Genomic DNA, 19,730 nt, shown 5'->3' with positions numbered 1-19,730 from the left:
ATAGGGCTTTGGATGAAACCGCGCGCTACACCGTCTGCACGTCCACGACGCCGGCAACCGCCTTGATCGCGCCGGCGATCTGCGGCGAGACCTTGTAGCGGCCGGGCAGCTTCATCTCGACCTCGGTCTGCAGGTCGAGCATCATCACCAGCGTCACGTCGCCGTCGGAGCCCGCGAGCGGTGCCGGCGCTGGGGCCTGCTTGGCCGCAGGCAGCTTGCTCGCAGGCGCGGGCGCTGCCGCCTCCGGCATGTTCAGCCGGCGCGCGATCGAGTCGAGCGGCTTGGTGTCGCGCACGAAGATGCGCAGGCCCTTCTGCGTCTTCGCCGCGGCGTGGTCGAGCGGCTCGGCATGCAGCACGCGCGCGCGCACGTCCTCGCCCTGCAACTCGGCGCCAAGCTGCAGCAGCACGGCTGCGCCCGGCTCGAGCACATCGCGGTATTGCGCAAGCCCTTCGGAGAACAGCACCGCCTCGAAATGGCCGGTCGGATCGGAGAGCCCCATGATGCCCATCTTGTTGCCGGTCTTGGTGCGCCGCTCCATGCGCGACACCACGGTGGCCGCCACCTTGCCTGCGGTCGCGCCGGTCTTCACCGCGCGCGAGAACTCCGCCCAGGACTGCACGCGCAGCCGCTTCAGGGCGGTCGCGTAATCGTCGAGCGGATGGCCGGACAGGAAGAATCCGATCGCGTCATACTCTCGGCGCAGCCGGTCGGCCGGCAGCCACGGCTCGACCTGCGGCAGCATGATGCTCGGCGCATCCGGCGCGCTGCCGAACATGTCGTTCTGGCCCGAGGTTGCCGCCTCATGGCTGCGCTGCGAGGCGGCCAGGATCGCATCCGCGCCGGCGAACACACGCGCGCGGTTCGGCTCGAGCGTGTCGAAGGCGCCGGCGGCGGCGAGGCTTTCGATGATGCGCTTGTTGATCGCGCGCGGGCTGACGCGCGCAGCGAAATCGGCCAGCGAGGTGAAAGCGCCCTTTTTGTTGCGCTCCTCGATGATCTGCTCGATGGCCTGGATGCCGACGCCCTTCAGCGCGGCGAGCGCGTAATAGATGGTCTTCTCGCCGACCTCGAAGGTCGCACCGGAACGGTTGATGTTGGGCGCCTCGACCTTGATGCCGAGCCGCTGCGCCTCGGAACGGAATTCCGACAGCTTGTCCGTGTTGTTGAGCTCGAGCGTCATCGACGCCGCCAGAAACTCCACGGGATAATGCGCCTTCATGTAGGCGGTGTGGTAGGACACCAGCGCGTAGGCCGCCGCATGGCTCTTGTTGAAGCCGTAGTCGGCGAACTTTGCCAGCAGCTCGAAGATGGTCTCGGCCTGCCCCTTCGGCACGCCGTTCTTCACCGCACCGGCGACGAAGATGTCGCGCTGCTTGTCCATCTCGGCGCGGATCTTCTTGCCCATCGCGCGGCGCAACAGGTCGGCGTCGCCGAGCGAATAGCCCGACATCACCTGCGCGATCTGCATCACCTGTTCCTGATAGATGATGACGCCGAACGTCTCCTTCAGGATCGGCTCCAGCACCGGATGCAGATATTCCGGCTCCTCGTCGCCGTGCTTGCGCGCGCAATAGGTCGGGATGTTGGCCATCGGGCCCGGACGATACAGCGCCACCAGCGCGATGATGTCCTCGAAACGGTCGGGACGCATGTCGACCAGCGCGCGCCGCATGCCCTGGCTTTCCACCTGGAACACGCCGACCACCTCGCCTCGCGCCAGCATCGCATAGCTCGGCGCATCGTCGATCGGCAGCGTCGCCAGATCGACGTCGATGCCGCGCGGCTTCAAGAGCTTCACCGCGACGTCGAGCACGGTCAGCGTCTTCAGGCCGAGAAAGTCGAATTTGACGAGACCCGCCGGCTCGACCCATTTCATGTTGAACTGGGTGACGGGCATGTCGGATTTGGGGTCGCGATAGAGCGGCACCAGCTCGCTGAGCGGACGATCGCCGATCACGATGCCGGCCGCATGCGTCGAGGCGTGGCGGGTCAGGCCTTCCAGGCGCTGCGCGATGTCGAAGGCGCGCGCCACCACCGGATCCTCGTCACGGAACGCCTGCAGCTTCGGCTCGCCCTCGATCGCCTGCGCCAGGGTCACCGGTGCGGCCGGATTCTGCGGCACGAGTTTGGTCAGCTTGTCGACCTGGCCATAGGGCATCTGCAGCACGCGACCGACGTCGCGCAGCACGCCGCGGGCCTGCAGTGTACCAAAGGTGATGATCTGCGCCACCTGATCGCGGCCGTAGCGCTGCTGCACATACTGGATCACCTCGCCGCGGCGGTCCTGGCAGAAGTCGATGTCGAAGTCCGGCATCGAGACACGCTCGGGATTGAGGAAGCGCTCGAACAGCAAGCCGAAGCGGATCGGATCGAGGTCGGTGATGGTCAGCGCCCAGGCCACCAGCGAGCCTGCGCCCGAGCCGCGGCCCGGTCCGACCGGAATGCCCTGCGACTTCGCCCATTTGATGAAGTCGGACACGATCAGGAAGTAGCCCGCGTATTTCATGCGCATGATGACGTCGAGCTCGAACGCCAGGCGCTTGTTGTAGTCCTCTTCCGTCGTCTGCGGCGATAGGCCGTGCACGCGCAGACGGTTGGCGAGCCCCTCCTCCGCCTGGCGCTTCAGCTCGGCGGCCTCGACCGCGGCGGCGTCCGAGCTGCCTGCGGCGCCGACGGTGAAGAACGGCAGGATCGGCTTGCGCGTCCGCGGCCGGAACGAGCAGCGTTCGGCGATCTCGACCGTCGAGGCCAGCGCTTCCGGAATGTCGGCGAACAGCACGGCCATCTCGGCGCGGGTCTTGAAGCGATGATCGGGTGTCAGCTGCGTGCGGTCGGTCTCGGCGATCAGATGGCCTCCGGCGATGCACAGCAGGGCGTCGTGCGACTCATAGTCGTCGTTGCTGGCGAAATACGGCTCGTTGGTCGCAACCAGCGGCAGGCCCTTGGCGTAGGCGATGTCGATCAGGCCGCCTTCGGTGCGGCGTTCCTTGTCGACGCCATGACGCTGCAGCTCGATGTAGAGGCGATCGCCGAACAATTCGGCGAGGCGATCGCAGCGCGTCGCCGCGAGCGCCGCCTGGTCGGCCTGCAGCGCCAGCGCGATCGGCCCGTCCGGCCCGCCGGTCAGCGCGATCAGGTCCTCGGCATCATCCTTCAGCCAGTCGATCTTGATGTGCGGCGTCTGGTTGACCGGCGTCTCCAGGAACGCGCGCGAGTTCAGCCGCATCAGGCTGCGATAGCCGCGCTCCTTCGCCGCCAGCAGCACCATCCGCGCCGGCCCGTTCGCGAGCACGTTGCGCGCGGTCGGATCGACATCACCGAAATCGATCGCGAGCTCGCAGCCGACGATCGGCTGGATGCCGTAGCCCGCCATCTTGTCGGAGAATTCCAGCGCACCGAACATGTTGTCGGTGTCGGTGAGCGCCAGCGCGGGCTGGTGGTCTTTCTTGGCAAGCTCGCCGAGCTTGGCAATCTTGATGGAACCCTTCAGCAGCGAATACGCCGAATGAACGTGAAGATGAACGAAGCCGGCATTCGACATGGCTGATTGGAGGTCACTTGCATCAGGGATGGGTGCGATCGCCAACCCTGACGTTCGAAAAGTCAGGCCCGACTCGCCGCCCAATGGTGGAGCCTCAGGATTGAGGAGTCCACGCGGAACGCGGCGCTGTCAGCAGTCGTCCTGCTTTTCCCCAAGGCTCAGTTCTCAGAGCTGGGGAATCAGCTGAGCCCAGACCGCGATCATTCCAACGAACAGCGTGATCGATGCCAGGGCCGCCGCTTCTTCCACGAAGATCTTCAACATGACCGTCTCCCAAGACTGAATCTCAACCGGAACATATGAAGAACATTGTTCTCTTTTTGTTTCAGGAGTCAAGCGATGGTCGTGGGTCCGTTTGAAAACTGCCCCCGAAAGAACTCCCTTGGTTAATCGTGGCGGGAGCTGGCAGCGACTCGCCAAGCACAACATGTAAGCGGCCTGCCCTTCTCCGACGGCCGGGCAAATAAAAAAGCCCCGGGCAACGCCCGGGGCTTCGAAATCGCCTTGGGAGGCAGACGATCAGTAGCGCGCGACGACCGGGCCGCCGAACTTGTAGTTCAGGCGGACGGTGACGAGATCGACGTCCTGGCCGATGCGATCGCTGGCGACCAGCGCGCCGGCCGGCGAGGTGAAGTTAACGGTGCGATCCTGCATGAACAGGTGATCGTACTCGATCGCGGCCGACCAGTTCGGAGCGAAGGCGTATTCGAGACCGACGCCGACGGTGCCGCCCCAGAGGGTGTCGTCGCCTGCGGTGCCGAAGCGAGCACCAGCCGCGGTGTTGATGTAGTTCTTGTTCGAGGTCACAGCCGCACCGCCCTTGACGTAGAGCAGAGCGTTGTTGAAGGCGTAACCGATCTGACCGGTGAAGAGACCGAACGCGTCGATCTTCGAGGTGTTGACGAAGCCGGGGAACAGCAGGCTGGTGTTGCTGCCCGAGAAGTCAGCCCAGTTGCCCTGCGCTTCGAGACCGAACACCCAGGTGCCGGCCTGCCAGCGATAGCCGATCTGACCACCGACGGTGCCGCCGGTCGCGTCATGGCTGCCTTCCGGACCAACCAGGAACGGTGCGACCGAATCCCAGCTGTTGTGGCTCGAACCCCAACCGCCGTTCACGCCGATGTAGAACCCGCTCCAGTCGTAGATCGCGGCGACCATCGGAGGCGGAGCCTTGGTGTAAGGACGCGCAGCGAGATCAGCGGCGAAAGCCGGCGCCGTTGCGCTGAGCGCAATCAGACTGGCCGACACAAGCAAAACCTTTTTCATTCTTTTTCCCGTTCCAACTTTTACTGGCCCCCAAGGCCGTGACACGGACATAGCAGTCTTCGTCGGAATTGCTGTAGCCTCAGCGCAACAGACGATGCCAAACGACTCTACTGAAAATGTAAGTTAATGTTGCGTTACAAGGGCTTTTTGCATTTCCGCCGCCTCGTCGCCGCAATGTTTTCACAATCGAACTTCGCGCGCACAGTCAGCGGTATTCACTTACACAATTGACGCATGAGACGCGTGTTGACGGGAACCTGCTTGTCCGATTTTGATCATCTCAAAGGAATTCATCGCGACGAAGGAGCGCACATGCGCAAACTGATTCTGGCGGCGGCATCGACAATCGCACTCGCAGCGTTTTGCGTCGCTCCCGCGCATGCCGTGGGCGTGCGCTATCCCTTCTGTCTGCAGGGCGACGCTTATCCGGGACTCAGCAACTGCAGCTACTCCACCTATGAGCAGTGTCTGGCTACCGCGTCGGGCCGCACGCTGAACTGCATCGCCAATCCCTATTACGCCGGCGACTCGAGCCCGCGCTCCTATCTCAACGCACCGCGTCGTCCGCCGCGCGAGCCGACCTTCTTCGACCTGTTCATTCACACGGAATGATCTATTCGTTTGGACGGGAGCCGCAGATGCGCATTTTGCTCATTGGAATGCTGGCCCTGACCGCTTCGGCAACGGCGCACGCACAAACCTTCGATCCGCGCTATCCGGTCTGTCAGCACAATTACCGTTGGGGCGGCGAGGATTACGACTGCAGCTTCACCTCGCTCGCGCAATGCGCGGCATCGGCGTCGGGCCTGTCGGCGATATGCGTCAACAATCCCTACGCGGCGAATGCGTCGGTCGGCCCGGTGCGGCGGCCGGCCAGGCCGCGCCGGTCTTACTGACCGTCAGTCCATCTCGACGACCTGGCCGTTCGCCAGCGACACCCGGCGATCCATGCGCGCCGCCAGCTCCATGTTGTGGGTCGCGATCAGCATCGCAACCCGCGTCGCCTTCACGAGCTGCATCAGCGCATTGAAGACGTGATCGGCCGTGGCCGGATCGAGGTTGCCGGTCGGCTCGTCCGCCAGCAGCGCCCGCGGCGCATTCGCCACCGCACGCGCGATCGCCACGCGCTGCTGCTCGCCGCCGGAGAGTTCGGCCGGACGATGGGTGATGCGGTCGCCGAGACCGAGATAGGCCAGGATCTCGGTCGAGCGCTTGATCGTCTCGGAGCGCTTCAGGCCGCGGATCATCTGCGGCAGCATCACGTTCTCGAGCGCGGAGAATTCCGGCAGCAGGCGGTGCGACTGGTAGACGAAGCCGATGTCAGAGCGGCGAATCTGGGTGCGATCGACGTCCGCGAGCTGCGAGGTCGGCGTGCCCGCGACATAGACCTCGCCGTCGTCAGGGCTTTCCAGGAGCCCGGCGATGTGCAGCAGCGTCGACTTGCCGGAACCCGACGGCGCCACCAGCGCCACCGACTGGCCCGGCCACAGCGCGAGCTTGGCACCGTCCAGGATCGTCAGCGTCGCTTCGCCCTGCCGATATTGCCGTTTGATCTCGTGAAGATAGATGACCGGTGTGTCTTCCGCCCCCTCCGCCATGCGCGCCTCACTCGTACCGAAGCGCGTCGACGGGATCGAGGCGCGCGGCGCGCCACGACGGATACAGCGTCGCCAGGAAAGATAGCGTCAATGCCATGATCACCACTGCCAGCGTCTCGCCGAAATCGATTTCCGCCGGCAGCTTGGACAGGAAATACAGCGTCGGGTCGAACAATTCCGTATTGGTCAGCCAGGACAGGAATTGCCTGATCGATTCGATGTTGAAGCAGATCAGGAGCCCGACCATCAGGCCGACCAGCGTGCCGACCACGCCGATCGAGGCGCCGGTGATCAGGAAGATGCGCATGATCGAGCCTTGCGAGGCGCCCATGGTGCGCAGAATCGCGATGTCCTGCCCCTTGTCCTTCACCAGCATGATCAGGCCGGAGACGATGTTGAGCGCCGCCACCAGCACGATCATGGTGAGGATCAGGAACATCACGTTGCGCTCGACCTGCAGCGCGTTGAAGAAGGTCGAGTTGCGCTGCCGCCAGTCGACCAGGAACACCGGACGTCCGGCCGCCTCCGTCACCAAGGTGCGGAAGGCCACGATCCGATCGGGATTGTTGGTGAACACCTCGATCGAGGAGACGTCGTTGTTGCGGTTGAAATAGGCCTGCGCCTCGGCGAGCGGCATGAACACGAAGGTCGAATCGTATTCGGACATGCCGATCTCGAACACGGCTGATATCTTGTAGGGCTTGATGCGCGGCGTGGTGCCCATCGGCGTCACGGCGCCCTTCGGCGAGACCAGCGTGATGCTGTCGCCGGCATGCAGCGAGAGCTGGTCGGCGAGCCGGCGGCCGATCGCGACCCCCTGGCCCTCGTCAAAGCCCTCGAGCGAGCCCTGCTTGATGTTCTTGGCGATCGAGGTGAGGTTGTTGAGGTCTTCGGCGCGGATGCCGCGGATGAACACGCCGGCGGCGTTGAACGGCGAGGAGCCAAGCCCCTGCCCGTCCACGACCGGCGCCGCAAGCCGGATGCCCGGGACCTGGCTGATGCGATCGGCGACGTCTTTCCAGTCGGTCAGCGGCGATTCCAGCGGCTGCACCAGGATGTGCCCGTTGAGGCCGAGGATCTTGTCGAGCAGCTCCTTGCGGAAGCCGTTCATCACGGCCATCACCACGATCAGCGTGGCGACGCCGAGCATGATGCCGAGGAACGAGAAGCCGGCGATGACCGAAATGAAGCCTTCCTTGCGCCGCGCGCGCAGATAGCGTCCGGACAGCAGCCACTCGAAGGGCGCAAAGGGCGGGGTGCGGACAACTGGCTCGGTCATGGTCTCATCCATCTGTCGATAATCCCATGATTCGGGCCAAATGTGGCCGGAAACCCCCGCCGATATCCGCGTGGTGAATAAACTTTAACCCGCGAGTTTCGCCACAACGTCGGCAGGGCTCAGGTTCTCGCGCGAGCCGTCGCTGCGACGCTTCACCTCGACCTTGCCTTCGGCAAGCCCCTTCGGGCCGACCAGGATCTGCCAGGGAATACCGATCAGATCGGCGGCGGCGAACTTTGCGCCGGCGCGCTGGTCGGTGTCGTCATAGAGCACGTCGACGCCCTTCGCGGAGAGCTCGGCATAGAGCTTCTCGCAGGCGCCATCGACCGCGGCATCGCCCTGCTTCAGGTTGAGGATCGCGGCGCGGAACGGCGCCACCGCTTCCGGCCATTTGATGCCGGCATCGTCATGGCAAGCCTCGATGATCGCGCCGACCAGACGCGAGACGCCGACGCCGTAGGAGCCGCCATGGATCGGCACGTCGACGCCGTCGGCGCCGGCGACCAGCGCCTTCATGCTGTCGGAATATTTGGTGCCGAAATAGAAGATCTGGCCGACCTCGATGCCGCGGGTGTTGACGCGCTTGTCGGCGGGCACCTCACTCTCGAAGCGCGCAGCGTCGTGCACGTCCTCGGTCGCGGCATAGACCGAGGTCCATTGCTTGATGATCGGGGTCAGATCGCCGTCATAGTCGACGTCCTCGGCCGGCACCGGCAGGTCGAGCACGTCGCGATTGATGAACACGCCGGATTCGCCGGTCTCGGCCAGCACGATGAACTCGTGGCTGAGGTCACCGCCGATCGGGCCGGTCTCGGCGCGCATCGGGATCGCCTTCAGGCCCATCCGCGCGAAGGTGCGCAAATAGGCCACGAACATCTTGTTGTAGGCGCGGCGCGCCGCGGCCTCGTCGATGTCGAAGGAGTACGCATCCTTCATCAGGAATTCGCGGCCGCGCATCACGCCGAACCGCGGGCGCTGCTCGTCACGGAACTTCCACTGGATGTGATAGAGGTTGAGCGGCAGGCTCTTGTAGGACTTCACATAGGCGCGGAATATCTCGGTGATCATTTCCTCGTTGGTCGGCCCGTACAGCAGCTCACGCTTGTGACGGTCGGCGATGCGCAGCATCTCCGGACCATAGGCGTCGTAGCGGCCGCTCTCGCGCCAGAGATCGGCGAGCTGCAAGGTCGGCATCAAGAGCTCCAGCGCGCCGGCGCGATCCTGCTCCTCGCGCACGATCTGCTCGATCTTCTTCAGCACGCGGAAGCCGAGCGGCAGCCAGGCATAGATGCCGGCCGCCTCCTGCCGCATCATGCCCGCGCGCAGCATCAGCCGATGCGAGACGATCTCCGCCTCTTTCGGGTTCTCTTTCAGGATGGGCAGGAAAAACCGCGACAATCGCATGGGCGCTTCTCGGAGAATCAGGGGGTACGAGGAATGAGCTGCAGTGAAACCGGATCGGATGCGAAAATACAAGGCCGCGGCGTCTGAATGACCGGCAAATTCGGCCGAATTTCGGGCATTTGACCGCGCAATCGAAGATCCCGGACTATTGCACGTCGAAATCGTCCTCCAGCGTCACTTTCTGGAAGTCGGTGACGAGCGCGTCGATCTGCATGTGCCAGCGGCCGGCGGCCGGCAGCGCGACATTGCGGACGTGCCAGTAGCCGTCGGACCCGAGCGTGGCGCTGCGTTCCATCGGCTCGATGCCGCGCGCCGGCAGGCTCAGGGTCAGCGTCGCCTCCTTGGCAATCAGGGGGCTGGCGTCGCCGTTCATCAGCTGCAGCGTGAACTCATTCTGTCCGACCTTGCCGGGCCCGATCAGCACCTGGAACATCGCCGCATCGGTGTGGATGTGAACCGCGAGCGGAACATCCGTCGACATCGCAAGCGCCCGCGGCGGCGGCGTGAAGCGCCACAGCGACACCAGGCCGAGGATCGCGATCATCAGCACGAATTCCATCGCGATCGATCGCTGCAATGGCCGCGTCCGGTGGAACACGCGCTCGATCTCGGGCACGAACAGCCAGCGGTTCAGCGCGGCGAACAACAGCAACAGCAAGACGAGTACGAACTTCCAAATGAGGATGTTGCCGTAGCGTGTGTCGATCAGCGCACTGACGCTTTCGAGTTGAATGACGGCGAGCGTCAGGCCGGAGAGCGCGATCAAGGCGACGACAGGCAGCGCAAGCGTCGAAAAGCGTCGGAGCACCCGCAGCTGCGATTCATGGCGCAGCCAGGCCAGCACCGCGAGCGGTGCGAGCGCGCCCATCCAATAGGCCAGGCCAATGCCATGGATGAACAGCGCCGTTCGCGTCAGCCATTGCGGTGAGGCGGTGGCGGCGTGGCCGCTGACCGCGAGCGACAGCCCGACGCAGATCATCGCGACCGCCGTGCGCCGCCATGAGGAAGCGATCGACGGGCTGCGCCAGGCAATCGCCGCGATCACCATGGCGGCGATCGCCAGCAGCATGGCCGGAAACAGGCTGGTGCTGAACGCGGTCGCCCATGCAGCTGAGGTTACGACGCCCCACAGCGGCAGGTTCAGGAGATCGACGCCCTGCAGGCCGAGCGAGGCGATCGCGCTGACGAGGCCGATCGCGAGCGCCCGCATGATCAGCCGTTCGCCCGCGGGCCCATGGCTGATCCAGGCCGCGAAGAACACACCGCCGACGCCGGCGAACAGACCGAAATAGACGCCGAGCCGCGCGAGCCAGATCAACGCATCGAGGATGCCGCCACCGGATGGCACCGCAGCCCCGGTGACCTTGCCCACCGAGAACACCAGCGAGCCCGCGACCGGATGGCCGTCTTGCGAGACGACGCGATAGCTGACGACCTGCGTGCCCTCAGGCAGTTCAGTTGGCAGCGTCACGATCACGGATTGATCAACCGCGTGGATCGAGACGTTGCGCGGCTTGCCCGCGGCATCGAGCAGGCTGACTGCGGTCGGCGCCACCGCCTCATTGAAGCGGAGCACCACCGTCTTCGGCGCTTCCGCCTGCACGCTGCCGTCGGCCGGCTCGGCGCCGATCAGCACCGCATGCGCATGGGCCGAGGTCGCAAGGCACAGCGTCAGCAGCAGCGCAGTCAGGCCCGCGATCAGCCGCATCACGATCTTCTTACGGCTTCGGCATCAGCTTGACGCCGGGCGCCGGCGTCTTGCTGCCGTGATCATGGCCGCCGCCCTGCCCTTCGGCCGGAATATCGATCCAGCGGCTGACGCCCTGCTCGCATTCCTGCACCACCGGAAAATACAGCGTCGTGTTCGGCTTCAGGCCGGGTGTCAGATAAGTGCTGATCACGAACTCATCGTAATTGTGGTCGAGAAGCTTGCCGCCGCTCCACGCCACCTCCTTGACGCCTTCTGTGATCTTGGCGCCGTGATAGTCATACTCGCTGGCGTATTTGCCGGTCACGGTGTCGAGCGTCCAGCCGGCCTTCGGCATCGGTTTCACCGCGATCACGCCTTCCGGAATCTGCACGCGGATTTTTGTCGTCGGCGAGCCGGCGCAGCCATGCGGCACGGCGAACACCGCCTTGTAGGAGGCGCCGACAGTCGCCTGCTTGCCTTCGAGCGTGACATGCGCCAGCGCCGGCGCTGCTGCGAACGTCGCTGCGGCGGCGATGAGGAGGGATGCTCTCATCATCCGCCTCACATCTTCTTCATCATGTGGCCGGAATGATCGTCACCGCCGCCAGGGGCCTGCGCGCCGACGCCCTGCACGTCGAGCGTCACAGACACCTTGCCGGCCTTCTCGAACTGCAGCGTGACCGGCACCTTGTCGCCCTGCTTCAGCGGCGCCTTCAGGTCGAACATCATCAGATGGTAGCCGCCGGGCGCGAGCTTCACCGTCTTGCCGGGCTCGATGGTCAGGCCCTTGTCGATCGGACGCATCTTCATCACGCCATTGTCCATCGCCATCTCGTGGATCTCGACCTTGCCGGCGATGTCGCCGGCACCACCGACCAGCCGATCCGGCGTCGTGCCCTTGTTCTCGATCGTGACATAGCCGCCGCCGATCTTGGCGCCGTTCGGCGTCGCGCGAGTCCAGGCCTGCGTGATCACGAGATCGCCGGCCTTGACGTCCTCGGCACGCGCGGGCGCGGCCAGCACGGTGATGGCGACGGCGGAGAGAGAGAGGATGCGGAAAAGTTCGTTCATCAGTTTTGTCCTTGTCTTTGCTGGTCGCGCATTCTGGCGTCTAGAACGTGTACTTCGCGGCGAGAACGTAGGTTCGGCCGGGGAACGGGTGGAACAGGAAGTATTGCTGGTTGAAGAGATTATCGATGCCGAAATCGAACGCGAAATTCCTGGTCGCGTTGTAATGGATTTTCATGTCCACGACGAAGAAATTGTCGAAGGCGCCGTACACATGCGGGATAATATCTGTGTTATCGAGCGTCGAATATTGCTTGCCGCTGTAGCGCGCCGCGACCGTATAGGCCCAGCTCTCGTTCGGCCGGTAGGTCGCCCCGACCTTGGCGCGCCAGTCGGGGACATAAGGGACACGCTTGCCGACGACGGTCGTCTTTGCATTGGTCAGCGGATTGACGCCGGCCCAGCTCGCGTCAGCCAGGATTTCGGAATCGACATAGGTGACGCTGCCGAACAGTTGCAGGCGCCTCACAAACACGTTGTCCTTCTCGGCTGACAGTTCGACGCCCTGCATACGGATGGCGTCGACATTGCTGATGACGGTGGTCGGCGTCTGCGCTCCCGTCACAGGATTGGTCACGAGATTGGTCTGCGAGATGATCGCGTTGTCGGTGCGCTCCGCGAACAAGGTCAGCCGCACCCGACCATCGGTCCATTTCCGCTCGATGCTCAATTCGCCGGTGAAATCGTGCTCGGGCTTGAGGAAGGGATTTGCGAAGGTCGCAACGCCGCCGACGGTGAGGTTCTGATAGAGCTCGGTCACAGTCGGATAGCGATAGGCTTCGCCGAAGCTCGCAGTGACATTCCACTCCTTGTTCGGATCAAACGACAGCGAGGCCTTCGGCGAGAAGTTCGTCGAGCCCAGGCTCGGCTGGTTGATCGCAGCGACCGACGTGATGGCGCCAGCGCCCGTCGTCGTGGTGGCGAGGTTGAAGCCGTCGAGCGAGCGCCAGTTCTCCAGCCGTCCGCCGAGCGTCAGCTTCAGACCGGGCGCGAATTTCCAGGCATCCTGCAGCCACAGCGCGCCGGTCCGCGTTTCGCCAATGCCGCTTGAATAAAGCGCGCCGGTGCCGGTCGAGGATGTGGCGTTCCACACCGCCGACGCGTAGACGGGATTTTCCAGGCGGTAGCGGTCGCCGTGAATGCCGAAGCTGATCTCGTGTGCCCCATCAGCACCGAACGGTCGCCAGATGCCCTTGGCATCGGCATTCTGCCAGTTGGTGCCGTCCATCCGGGTGATCTTGCCGTTCTGCGAAAAAGCGGTACCTGCAGCCACCGTGAACGGATTGAGCTGGGTGTCCTGCAGGTAATTGTAGCTGGAGACCGAGAGGTCGAAGTCGAACACGCCCTTGGTGTCGCTCTTCAGCGCCACGGCGTTGCTCAGATGGGTCTGATCCCAGATGTACTTGCCATTCGCAAAGCCGGAGATGCCGGCAAATGTCGGCGCGCCGGTCGCGGTCGACCGCAGATAGGTCTGGGGATCGGAGACCTGATGGTTATTCCAGACACCCAGCGAATAGGTTGCCTGCACCAGCGGCGAGACGTCATAGGCGAGACGTAAGTTGGCCGACGTCTGCTGCGAATGCGCAAGCGCACCGGTGCCGACCACATTGGCCGGGACGCCCTGCTTGTTCAGCGCGGGGAATGCGCCGGTGGTGCCGGCCGGAATCGTCGCGTTGGTCGTATAGGTCAGCGGCTGCTGAAAGCTGTCGAGATAATTGGCGCTAACCAGCCATGACAGCTTCCCATCCCGATTGCCCGCCGCCGCACTCGTCTGGCTGGTCACATAGGTGTCCTTGGTGCCGTATTGATTCCACGGCATCACCGAGACCGTCTCTTTCGCGACCGCAAACGGCTTGTCCGGCATCTTCGAGCTGATCAGCAGCACGCCGCCGATCGAGTTGCCGGGATAGGCCGCAGCGAACGGGCCGTTCAGGAAATCGACCCGGCCGATCGCCTCGGGCGAGATCAGATTCCATTTCGGCGAGGCGCCCGAATTGTTGTTGCCGATCAGGGCCGAGATCAGCAGGTCGTCGTAATAGATCAGCGAGCGGGCGCTCGAATTGAGGCCCCAGCTGCGCGTCGCCAGCACCGCCTGGTTGTCGCCGTCATTGCGCTTCCGCACGAACAGGCTCGGCATGTATTTGATCGCATCCTCGGCGTCCTTGAGGTTGACGGTCTCCTCGATCTGTTTCGCCGTGATGCTGGTGGACTTCTGCGGCAGCTGGAACCGCGCCACCGCAGCCGGCGTGCCGAGCGAGGCATGGTCACCATCGGTGGGGATGACGACCCTCGCCCGGTTCTGCTCCGCGGCCACGACCGGCATGGTTCGCCGTCGCGCGGCGGCCGCCTGTTGGGACGGTTTGCGCGCGGCACGATGCGCAGCCGCCTGCGGCGCATCGACGATGACGGGCGGCAGCGCTTCGGTCTTGCCGGTCTGCGCATGGACCGGCTCAGGCACGGCCACCAAGCCCGCCTGAATCGCGATCGCGCTCACGCCGCCGAGGGCATGATATCGAAACATGGGAAACGTCCCTAACACCGGCACGGCAGCCGGTCTTCCAATGGCACAGGCCGGCGCGGGCAAGCCCGCTAACGGCCGCGAGAGGATGGTCAGGAAGCGATCGGAGGGCCGCGCGCCTGCGCGTGGGAGTACGCCGTGGCGCCGGCAAGGTCGGGGGCGAAATCGAGCCAGGCCATTTCGACGGCCTGCCGTTCGACCGCGACCACCGCGATCTCGGGCGTATCGACGGGGGCCCCGGTTTGCAGGACGCTGCAGACGGAGCAGCAGCCCTGATAGGCCGCATGGCCGGTCTGGTCGCCCTGCCCGGTTCCAGCCGCCATGTTGCCGTGGCAGATAACCGCCCCGGCCAGTGGGTCCGACCCGGCAAGGCTCGCCGCCCAGCAGGCGCCGATCGGTGCGAAGATCTGCACCAAGAGCGCAACCAGGAAGATTGGCAAAAAGAGCTTGAGCCGCCGGCGCATCGCAAAACCCGTCCCGAATCCGACCTAATCACCATGGGAGTCCGGAGTCGAGATTGCGTTTCCGCAACTTTGGCCCCGATCGCGGGAATAAATCGGCTGTGGCGAACGGGCGACGCCGGCCCCAACGACGCCGTATTCCCGTACCCTGCCACACGTTTTCCGCGCTTTTCTGCAACCGATAGTGGTGAAATCCCAATCATTTCGCAGGAAGCTCTAAATTTGAACAATCGTTGCCGAAAATGGTGACAAGTCGAAAAAGATGGTCTACCAATTCGGCCTCAGGCCAGCCGCAAGGCGTGTCCTGGTGGTCCAAGTCTCGGGAGGAGCCCGACGCGCACAAGCAGCGTCACCCCATCAACCAAGATCAAATCGCATTTTTGGGGAAAACAGGGTCGACACAATTTTTGGAGCAGGGCTACGAGCCCTGCTCTTTTTTTATGTGGCGATCGTTCTTTGCAATGACTCCATCGTCAAATCCAATCGAGAGAAGTTTCGAGCTCGCAAGCGAACGCTGCGATGACCTGACACCGCTCGTCTATGCGCGTTTGTTTCGCGAGCATCCGGAAGCGCGCGCGATGTTTCGCAGCGAAGGCAGCGCGACGGTGCAGGGATCGATGCTGTCGCTCACGATCGAAGCGCTGCTCGATTTCGCCGGCGCGCGCTCCGGTCACTTTCGTCTGATCGAATGCGAGGTGTCGTCGCACGATGCCTACGGCACGCCGCGCGAATTGTTCGTCGCTTTCTTCGGCGTGATCAGGGATGCCTTGCGCGAATTGCTCGGCAGCGACTGGTCCGACGACATCGATGCTGCGTGGCACAAGCTGCTCCGCGACATCGATTCCGTCGTTTCGCAACACGCGACATAGTTTCGCCGCGCAGCAGCTGCGAAAGCGTAGCGCAAGCATTCCGATTGTGACACACTCCCTTGATCCGCGGCGCGTGCAACTGACGCCGACGGCGAAAAATGAATGAGGGAGCAAACGATGCCAGGGACGGACAATTCCTCGACAACACGGCGTGATCTTCTTCAGGGCGCGGCAGCCGGCGGCGCCGCGGCTGCATTGCTCGGCATGATGGGCATCAACCCCGCGCTCGCAGCCGAAGTCGGACGCTCCGAGAAGCCGCTGAAGGCCGCCTTCTCCAACGCCGGCCTGCAGGCGACGTGGTGCGCGCAGGGCAAGCAGGCCGCGGAATTCTGGGGCAAGCTGTTCAACGTCGAAGTCACCTGGTTCGACGGCCAGCTCGATGCGGTGAAGCAGCGCGCCGCGATCGACAACATGGCCTCGCAGAAATGGGATTTCGTCGCGATCCAGGCCTTCGGCATCGGCACCCTCACCCAGCCCGTGCAGAAGATGATCGACGCCGGCACGCCCGTGATCGACATGGACACGCTGATTGCGCCGCTCGACCAGATCAACGTCCACTCCTTCCTCGCCCCCGACAACGAGTTCATGGGCGCCTCCGTGACGCAGGCGCTGTGCAACGCGATGGGCGGCAAGGGCAAGATCATCATGACGCAAGGCGCCCTCGGCCACACCGGCGCGCAGGGCCGCGCCAAGGGCTTCACCAATGTCGTGAAGCAATTCCCCAACATCGAGGTGCTCGACACCCAGCCGGCCGACTGGGACGTCTCCAAGACCGCGCGCCTCTGGGAGACCTACCTGACCAAGTATCAGCAGATCGACGCCGCGTTCTTCCACAATGACGACATGGCGCTCGCCGCCTACAACATCATGAAGGCGCGCAACCGCACCAACATCCTGATCGGCGGCGTCGACGCCATGCCGCCGGCGATCCAGGCGGTCAGCGAAGGCCGCATGTACGCGACCGTCCGCAATCCGTCCTGCCGCATCCATGGCGGCGCGATCATCGCGGGTGTCGCGGCCGTGGTCGGCGGCGAGAAGAGCGGCCAGGGCATTCCGAAGAGCGTCGTCACCGACGGTCCGGTCGTGACCAAGGCGAATGCGGCGGGAATGCAGTGGATGCAGGATCACTTCCTGATCTGAGCGCAACCGATGTCGCAGGATCGCGCTCCGATCCTCGAGTTGACAGGGATCACGAAGGCCTTCGGCGGTGTCGAAGCCCTTCGTGGGGTCGACTTTGCGCTCTATCCCGGCGAGATTCACGGTCTCGTCGGCGAGAACGGCGCCGGCAAAAGCACGCTGATGAAGATCATCGCCGGCGTGCACCCGGAATTCTCCGGCCGCTTCGCGATCGACGGCAAGGAAACGCGCTTCCGCTCCGCCCGCGATGCGCATGCGGCCGGCATCGCCATGGTGCATCAGGAATTGAGCGTCGCCCCTGATCTCACCGTCGCCGAGAACGTCTTCCTCGGCAACCAGCCGACCAATGCACTGGGCCTCGTGCAGTGGCGGCGGATGGCGCGCGAGGCTGGCGAGCAGCTGTCGCGCTTCGGCATCGACGTCGATCCGATGACGCGGCTCGGCGATCTCCCGATCGGCCTGCAGCAGCTGATCGAGATCGCCCGCGTGCTGTTCTCCGGCGCGCGCATCGTGATTCTGGACGAGCCGACCTCCGCGCTGTCCCCGCCGGAGGTCGAACGGCTCTTCACCACGCTGCGAAAATTGCGTGAGCAAGGCACCAGCATCGTCTTCATCTCGCATTTCATCGAGGACATCCTGCGCGTCTCCGACACCGTGACCGTGTTCCGCAACGGGCGGAAGGTCGCGGAGACGGCGGCTGCCGCGACCACCAAGGGCGCGCTGATCGAGGCCATGATCGGCCGCGGCGGCGAGGCGCTGGAGCACAGCTACACCGAGGATCTGATGCTGCCGCCGGCGAAAGACGGATCGACCGTGCTCAAGGTCGACCAGCTTTCGCTCGGCCGCAGCTTGCGGGATGTTTCCTTCGAAGCCCGCGCCGGCGAGGTGGTCGGCGTCTACGGCTTCATGGGCTGCGGCCAGCTTGAGCTGTCGCGCATCCTGTTCGGCAAGCTGAAGCCCGATGCCGGAACGCTTGCCGTCGGCGGCACGACGCGCGCGTTCCGCAGCACCGCCGCCGCCCGCCGCGCCGGCGTGGCGCTGGTGCCGGAGAGCCGGCGCGCGATGCTGTTCCACCAGGAGCCCGTCTACAAGAACATCTCGATCAGCATCCTCGATCGTATCTCCGCACTGCTGCTCAAGCCGGCGACGGAGCGCGCGATCGCCCAGCGCCAGGTCGAGCAATTGCAGATCCGCCCGCCGGTCGTCGGCCTCGACCTCGGCATGCTCTCGGGCGGCAACCAGCAGAAGGTGGCGCTGGCGAAATGGCTGAGCTGGCCGCCCAAGGTGCTGGTGCTGTGCGAGCCGACCCGCGGCATGGATGTCGGCGCCAAGAACGACGTGATCAACATCGTGCGCGATCTCCGCTCCAAGGGACTGGCGATCATCGTGCTGTCGACCGAGCCGGAAACGGTGCTGTCGCTGGCCGACCGGATCCTGGTCTTGAAGCGCGGCGAGGTCGTGCGCGAATTCAAGGGCGAAGCGGTCAGCAAGGACCGCCTTCTGGAAGCGGCATGATGGAGTGGATTGATGGCAACTGACGGCGCAGCCGCCCGGACGGATCACAAGGCGCCGCGCGGCGTTGGCAGTTTCCTGCGCTCGCAGATGCGCAACATCGCGCCGTTCCTGACGCTGATCTTCCTGAGCCTGTTCTTCGCCGTCGCCAGCCCCTCCTTCGCGACGCTGGACAATCTCGGCAACATCCTGACGCAAGTCTCCGTCACCGGCATCATCGCGGTTGGCCTCACCTTCGTGATCCTCTGCGCCGAGATCGACCTGTCGATCGCCAGCATCGCCAATGTCACGGGCATCGCGGTCGCCTATTTCACGCTGCAGGAATCCTATGTGAACATCGCCAATGTGCCGCTGCCCGGCATCGCGGCGATCCTGCTCGCGATCGCGCTGTGCGCGCTGCTCGGCGCGGTCAACGCGTTCGGCCTGACCGTGATCGGCATCCCCTCCTTCATCATGACGCTCGCGATGATGCAGATCGCGGCCGGCATCTCGGCGCTGCTGGTGCGCGGCCAGATCGCCTACAAGGTGCCACCGCTGATCACGACGCTCGGCTCCGGCTCGATCGGCGGCATTCCCTGGATCGTGATCGTCGCGGCGATCATGCTGCTCGGCGGCCATCTGGTGCTGACCTACACGCGCTTCGGCCGCTACGTCTATATGGTCGGCGGCAACCGCGAGGCCGCGGAGTTCGCCGGCTTGAACGTCAAGCTGATCCTCGGCAGCGTGATGGTGATCTCGGCGGTCTGCTCCGGAATCGGCGGCATGCTCGGGGTGGCGCATTTCGGCAGCGCCCAGCAGAACGAGTTCGACACCTACCTGCTCGACTCCATCGCCGCCGTCGTGGTCGGCGGCACCAGCCTGTTCGGCGGCCGCGGCGGCATCGGCAACACCATCGTCGGCCTGTTCGTGCTCGGCGTGCTTAACAACGGTCTCGACCACGTCAATATCGACAGCTTCCTGAAGATCCTGATCCGCGGCCTGATCCTGCTCGCGGCGCTGGTGATCAACGTCTACGCGCAGCGGCTGCGGGAGCAAACGGCGGAGTGAGTGCGTCTGACTGATGTGGCCCGTGCGATCTTGCCGTAGTGTGGGCAAAGGAGCATAGCGACGTGCCCACCATCCACGACGTGCCCGTGATGGTGGGCACGCTATCGCTTTGCCCACCCTACGGCAGCCGGACATGTGTCCGCATTCTCGCGACATGATTTGCCCGAGGTATTCATCTCGTTCCGCCCTCTCTCGATAGCGAGGGCGCAGGGAAGACCGGGTGCGCGCCGCACCCGCGGTCCCGTGCGCATTGTGCACAGAAGAAGTGCGCGCACGAGCATACAGGTTCGGCGGAGGCATCCGGCCTTCCCTGCGCGATGGCTTTACGGCTTATACG

At 64.3% G+C, this 19,730-nt stretch carries 16 protein-coding genes; 6 read left to right on the top strand and 10 right to left on the bottom strand.

The window, feature by feature from the left end; genetic code table 11:
* Positions 1–25: 25 nt before the first annotated feature.
* The gene (gene dnaE / locus JQ604_RS31885; protein ID WP_212364676.1) at positions 26–3,544 is read right to left on the bottom strand and encodes a DNA polymerase III subunit alpha; all 3,519 of its coding nucleotides are present in this window, start codon (positions 3,542–3,544) and stop codon (positions 26–28) included.
* Positions 3,545–4,063: 519 nt separating this feature from the next.
* Positions 4,064–4,810 (bottom strand): outer membrane protein, encoded by a 747-nt coding sequence (locus tag JQ604_RS31880; protein ID WP_212364675.1) that lies wholly within the window; start codon positions 4,808–4,810, stop codon positions 4,064–4,066.
* A 312-nt stretch (positions 4,811–5,122) separates the two neighbouring features.
* On the opposite strand from JQ604_RS31880, the gene JQ604_RS31875 reads away from it, so the two are divergent.
* A complete protein-coding gene (locus tag JQ604_RS31875) occupies positions 5,123–5,422 on the top strand; it encodes a DUF3551 domain-containing protein (protein WP_212364674.1) in 300 nt (99 codons plus the stop codon).
* 26 nt (positions 5,423–5,448) lie between these two features.
* Entirely contained in the window at positions 5,449–5,706 is a 258-nt protein-coding gene (locus JQ604_RS31870) for a DUF3551 domain-containing protein (protein ID WP_212364673.1), read from the top strand.
* A 3-nt stretch (positions 5,707–5,709) separates the two neighbouring features.
* Here JQ604_RS31870 and JQ604_RS31865 read toward each other — a convergent pair whose 3' ends face one another.
* The 8 genes from JQ604_RS31865 to JQ604_RS31830 all read right to left on the bottom strand — a co-directional run bounded on the left by JQ604_RS31865 (position 5,710) and on the right by JQ604_RS31830 (position 14,831).
* The gene (locus tag JQ604_RS31865) at positions 5,710–6,408 is read right to left on the bottom strand and encodes an ABC transporter ATP-binding protein (protein ID WP_212364672.1); all 699 of its coding nucleotides are present in this window, start codon (positions 6,406–6,408) and stop codon (positions 5,710–5,712) included.
* A gap of 7 nt (positions 6,409–6,415) precedes the next feature.
* The gene (locus tag JQ604_RS31860) at positions 6,416–7,699 is read right to left on the bottom strand and encodes a lipoprotein-releasing ABC transporter permease subunit (RefSeq protein ID WP_212364671.1); all 1,284 of its coding nucleotides are present in this window, start codon (positions 7,697–7,699) and stop codon (positions 6,416–6,418) included.
* 72 nt (positions 7,700–7,771) lie between these two features.
* Entirely contained in the window at positions 7,772–9,091 is a 1,320-nt protein-coding gene (gene proS / locus JQ604_RS31855; RefSeq protein ID WP_212364670.1) for a proline--tRNA ligase, read from the bottom strand.
* A gap of 145 nt (positions 9,092–9,236) precedes the next feature.
* Positions 9,237–10,799, bottom strand: coding sequence for a copper resistance CopC/CopD family protein (locus JQ604_RS31850; RefSeq protein WP_212364669.1), 1,563 nt, complete (start codon positions 10,797–10,799; stop codon positions 9,237–9,239).
* A gap of 10 nt (positions 10,800–10,809) precedes the next feature.
* Positions 10,810–11,337, bottom strand: a complete 528-nt coding sequence (locus tag JQ604_RS31845) for a YcnI family copper-binding membrane protein (RefSeq protein WP_212364668.1) — start codon at positions 11,335–11,337, stop codon at positions 10,810–10,812.
* 5 nt (positions 11,338–11,342) lie between these two features.
* Entirely contained in the window at positions 11,343–11,852 is a 510-nt protein-coding gene (locus JQ604_RS31840) for a copper chaperone PCu(A)C (protein WP_212364667.1), read from the bottom strand.
* 40 nt (positions 11,853–11,892) lie between these two features.
* A complete protein-coding gene (locus tag JQ604_RS31835) occupies positions 11,893–14,370 on the bottom strand; it encodes a TonB-dependent receptor (RefSeq protein ID WP_212364666.1) in 2,478 nt (825 codons plus the stop codon).
* An 89-nt stretch (positions 14,371–14,459) separates the two neighbouring features.
* A complete protein-coding gene (locus JQ604_RS31830; RefSeq protein WP_212364665.1) occupies positions 14,460–14,831 on the bottom strand; it encodes a DUF2946 domain-containing protein in 372 nt (123 codons plus the stop codon).
* A 458-nt stretch (positions 14,832–15,289) separates the two neighbouring features.
* Here JQ604_RS31830 and JQ604_RS31825 point away from each other — a divergent pair, with 458 nt between their 5' ends.
* From JQ604_RS31825 to JQ604_RS31810, 4 genes are all read left to right on the top strand, one after another.
* On the top strand, positions 15,290–15,697 hold the full coding sequence (locus tag JQ604_RS31825) for a globin (RefSeq protein ID WP_212364759.1): 408 nt from the start codon (positions 15,290–15,292) through the stop codon (positions 15,695–15,697).
* A gap of 117 nt (positions 15,698–15,814) precedes the next feature.
* Positions 15,815–16,837, top strand: coding sequence for a sugar ABC transporter substrate-binding protein (locus tag JQ604_RS31820; RefSeq protein WP_212364664.1), 1,023 nt, complete (start codon positions 15,815–15,817; stop codon positions 16,835–16,837).
* A 9-nt stretch (positions 16,838–16,846) separates the two neighbouring features.
* A complete protein-coding gene (locus JQ604_RS31815; protein WP_212364663.1) occupies positions 16,847–18,349 on the top strand; it encodes a sugar ABC transporter ATP-binding protein in 1,503 nt (500 codons plus the stop codon).
* Positions 18,350–18,361: 12 nt separating this feature from the next.
* A complete protein-coding gene (locus tag JQ604_RS31810; RefSeq protein WP_212364662.1) occupies positions 18,362–19,393 on the top strand; it encodes an ABC transporter permease in 1,032 nt (343 codons plus the stop codon).
* Positions 19,394–19,730 lie beyond the last annotated feature (337 nt).

Source organism: Bradyrhizobium jicamae (genome assembly GCF_018130695.1).
Classification (GTDB): domain Bacteria; phylum Pseudomonadota; class Alphaproteobacteria; order Rhizobiales; family Xanthobacteraceae; genus Bradyrhizobium; species Bradyrhizobium jicamae_B.
The sequence above is the reverse complement of the archived record's forward strand: the minus strand, read 5'-3'. Positions and strand labels throughout refer to the sequence as shown.

What these genes read in the sequence shown, in the direction of transcription:
- dnaE (WP_212364676.1), bottom strand. Translation starts at nt 3,544, where the DNA reads ATGTCGAATGCCGGCTTCGTTCATCTTCACGTTCATTCGGCGTATTCG.
- JQ604_RS31880 (WP_212364675.1), bottom strand. Translation starts at nt 4,810, where the DNA reads ATGAAAAAGGTTTTGCTTGTGTCGGCCAGTCTGATTGCGCTCAGCGCA.
- JQ604_RS31875 (WP_212364674.1), top strand. Translation starts at nt 5,123, where the DNA reads ATGCGCAAACTGATTCTGGCGGCGGCATCGACAATCGCACTCGCAGCG.
- JQ604_RS31870 (WP_212364673.1), top strand. Translation starts at nt 5,449, where the DNA reads ATGCGCATTTTGCTCATTGGAATGCTGGCCCTGACCGCTTCGGCAACG.
- JQ604_RS31865 (WP_212364672.1), bottom strand. Translation starts at nt 6,408, where the DNA reads ATGGCGGAGGGGGCGGAAGACACACCGGTCATCTATCTTCACGAGATC.
- JQ604_RS31860 (WP_212364671.1), bottom strand. Translation starts at nt 7,699, where the DNA reads ATGGATGAGACCATGACCGAGCCAGTTGTCCGCACCCCGCCCTTTGCG.
- proS (WP_212364670.1), bottom strand. Translation starts at nt 9,091, where the DNA reads ATGCGATTGTCGCGGTTTTTCCTGCCCATCCTGAAAGAGAACCCGAAA.
- JQ604_RS31850 (WP_212364669.1), bottom strand. Translation starts at nt 10,799, where the DNA reads ATGCGGCTGATCGCGGGCCTGACTGCGCTGCTGCTGACGCTGTGCCTT.
- JQ604_RS31845 (WP_212364668.1), bottom strand. Translation starts at nt 11,337, where the DNA reads ATGATGAGAGCATCCCTCCTCATCGCCGCCGCAGCGACGTTCGCAGCA.
- JQ604_RS31840 (WP_212364667.1), bottom strand. Translation starts at nt 11,852, where the DNA reads ATGAACGAACTTTTCCGCATCCTCTCTCTCTCCGCCGTCGCCATCACC.
- JQ604_RS31835 (WP_212364666.1), bottom strand. Translation starts at nt 14,370, where the DNA reads ATGTTTCGATATCATGCCCTCGGCGGCGTGAGCGCGATCGCGATTCAG.
- JQ604_RS31830 (WP_212364665.1), bottom strand. Translation starts at nt 14,831, where the DNA reads ATGCGCCGGCGGCTCAAGCTCTTTTTGCCAATCTTCCTGGTTGCGCTC.
- JQ604_RS31825 (WP_212364759.1), top strand. Translation starts at nt 15,290, where the DNA reads ATGACTCCATCGTCAAATCCAATCGAGAGAAGTTTCGAGCTCGCAAGC.
- JQ604_RS31820 (WP_212364664.1), top strand. Translation starts at nt 15,815, where the DNA reads ATGCCAGGGACGGACAATTCCTCGACAACACGGCGTGATCTTCTTCAG.
- JQ604_RS31815 (WP_212364663.1), top strand. Translation starts at nt 16,847, where the DNA reads ATGTCGCAGGATCGCGCTCCGATCCTCGAGTTGACAGGGATCACGAAG.
- JQ604_RS31810 (WP_212364662.1), top strand. Translation starts at nt 18,362, where the DNA reads ATGGCAACTGACGGCGCAGCCGCCCGGACGGATCACAAGGCGCCGCGC.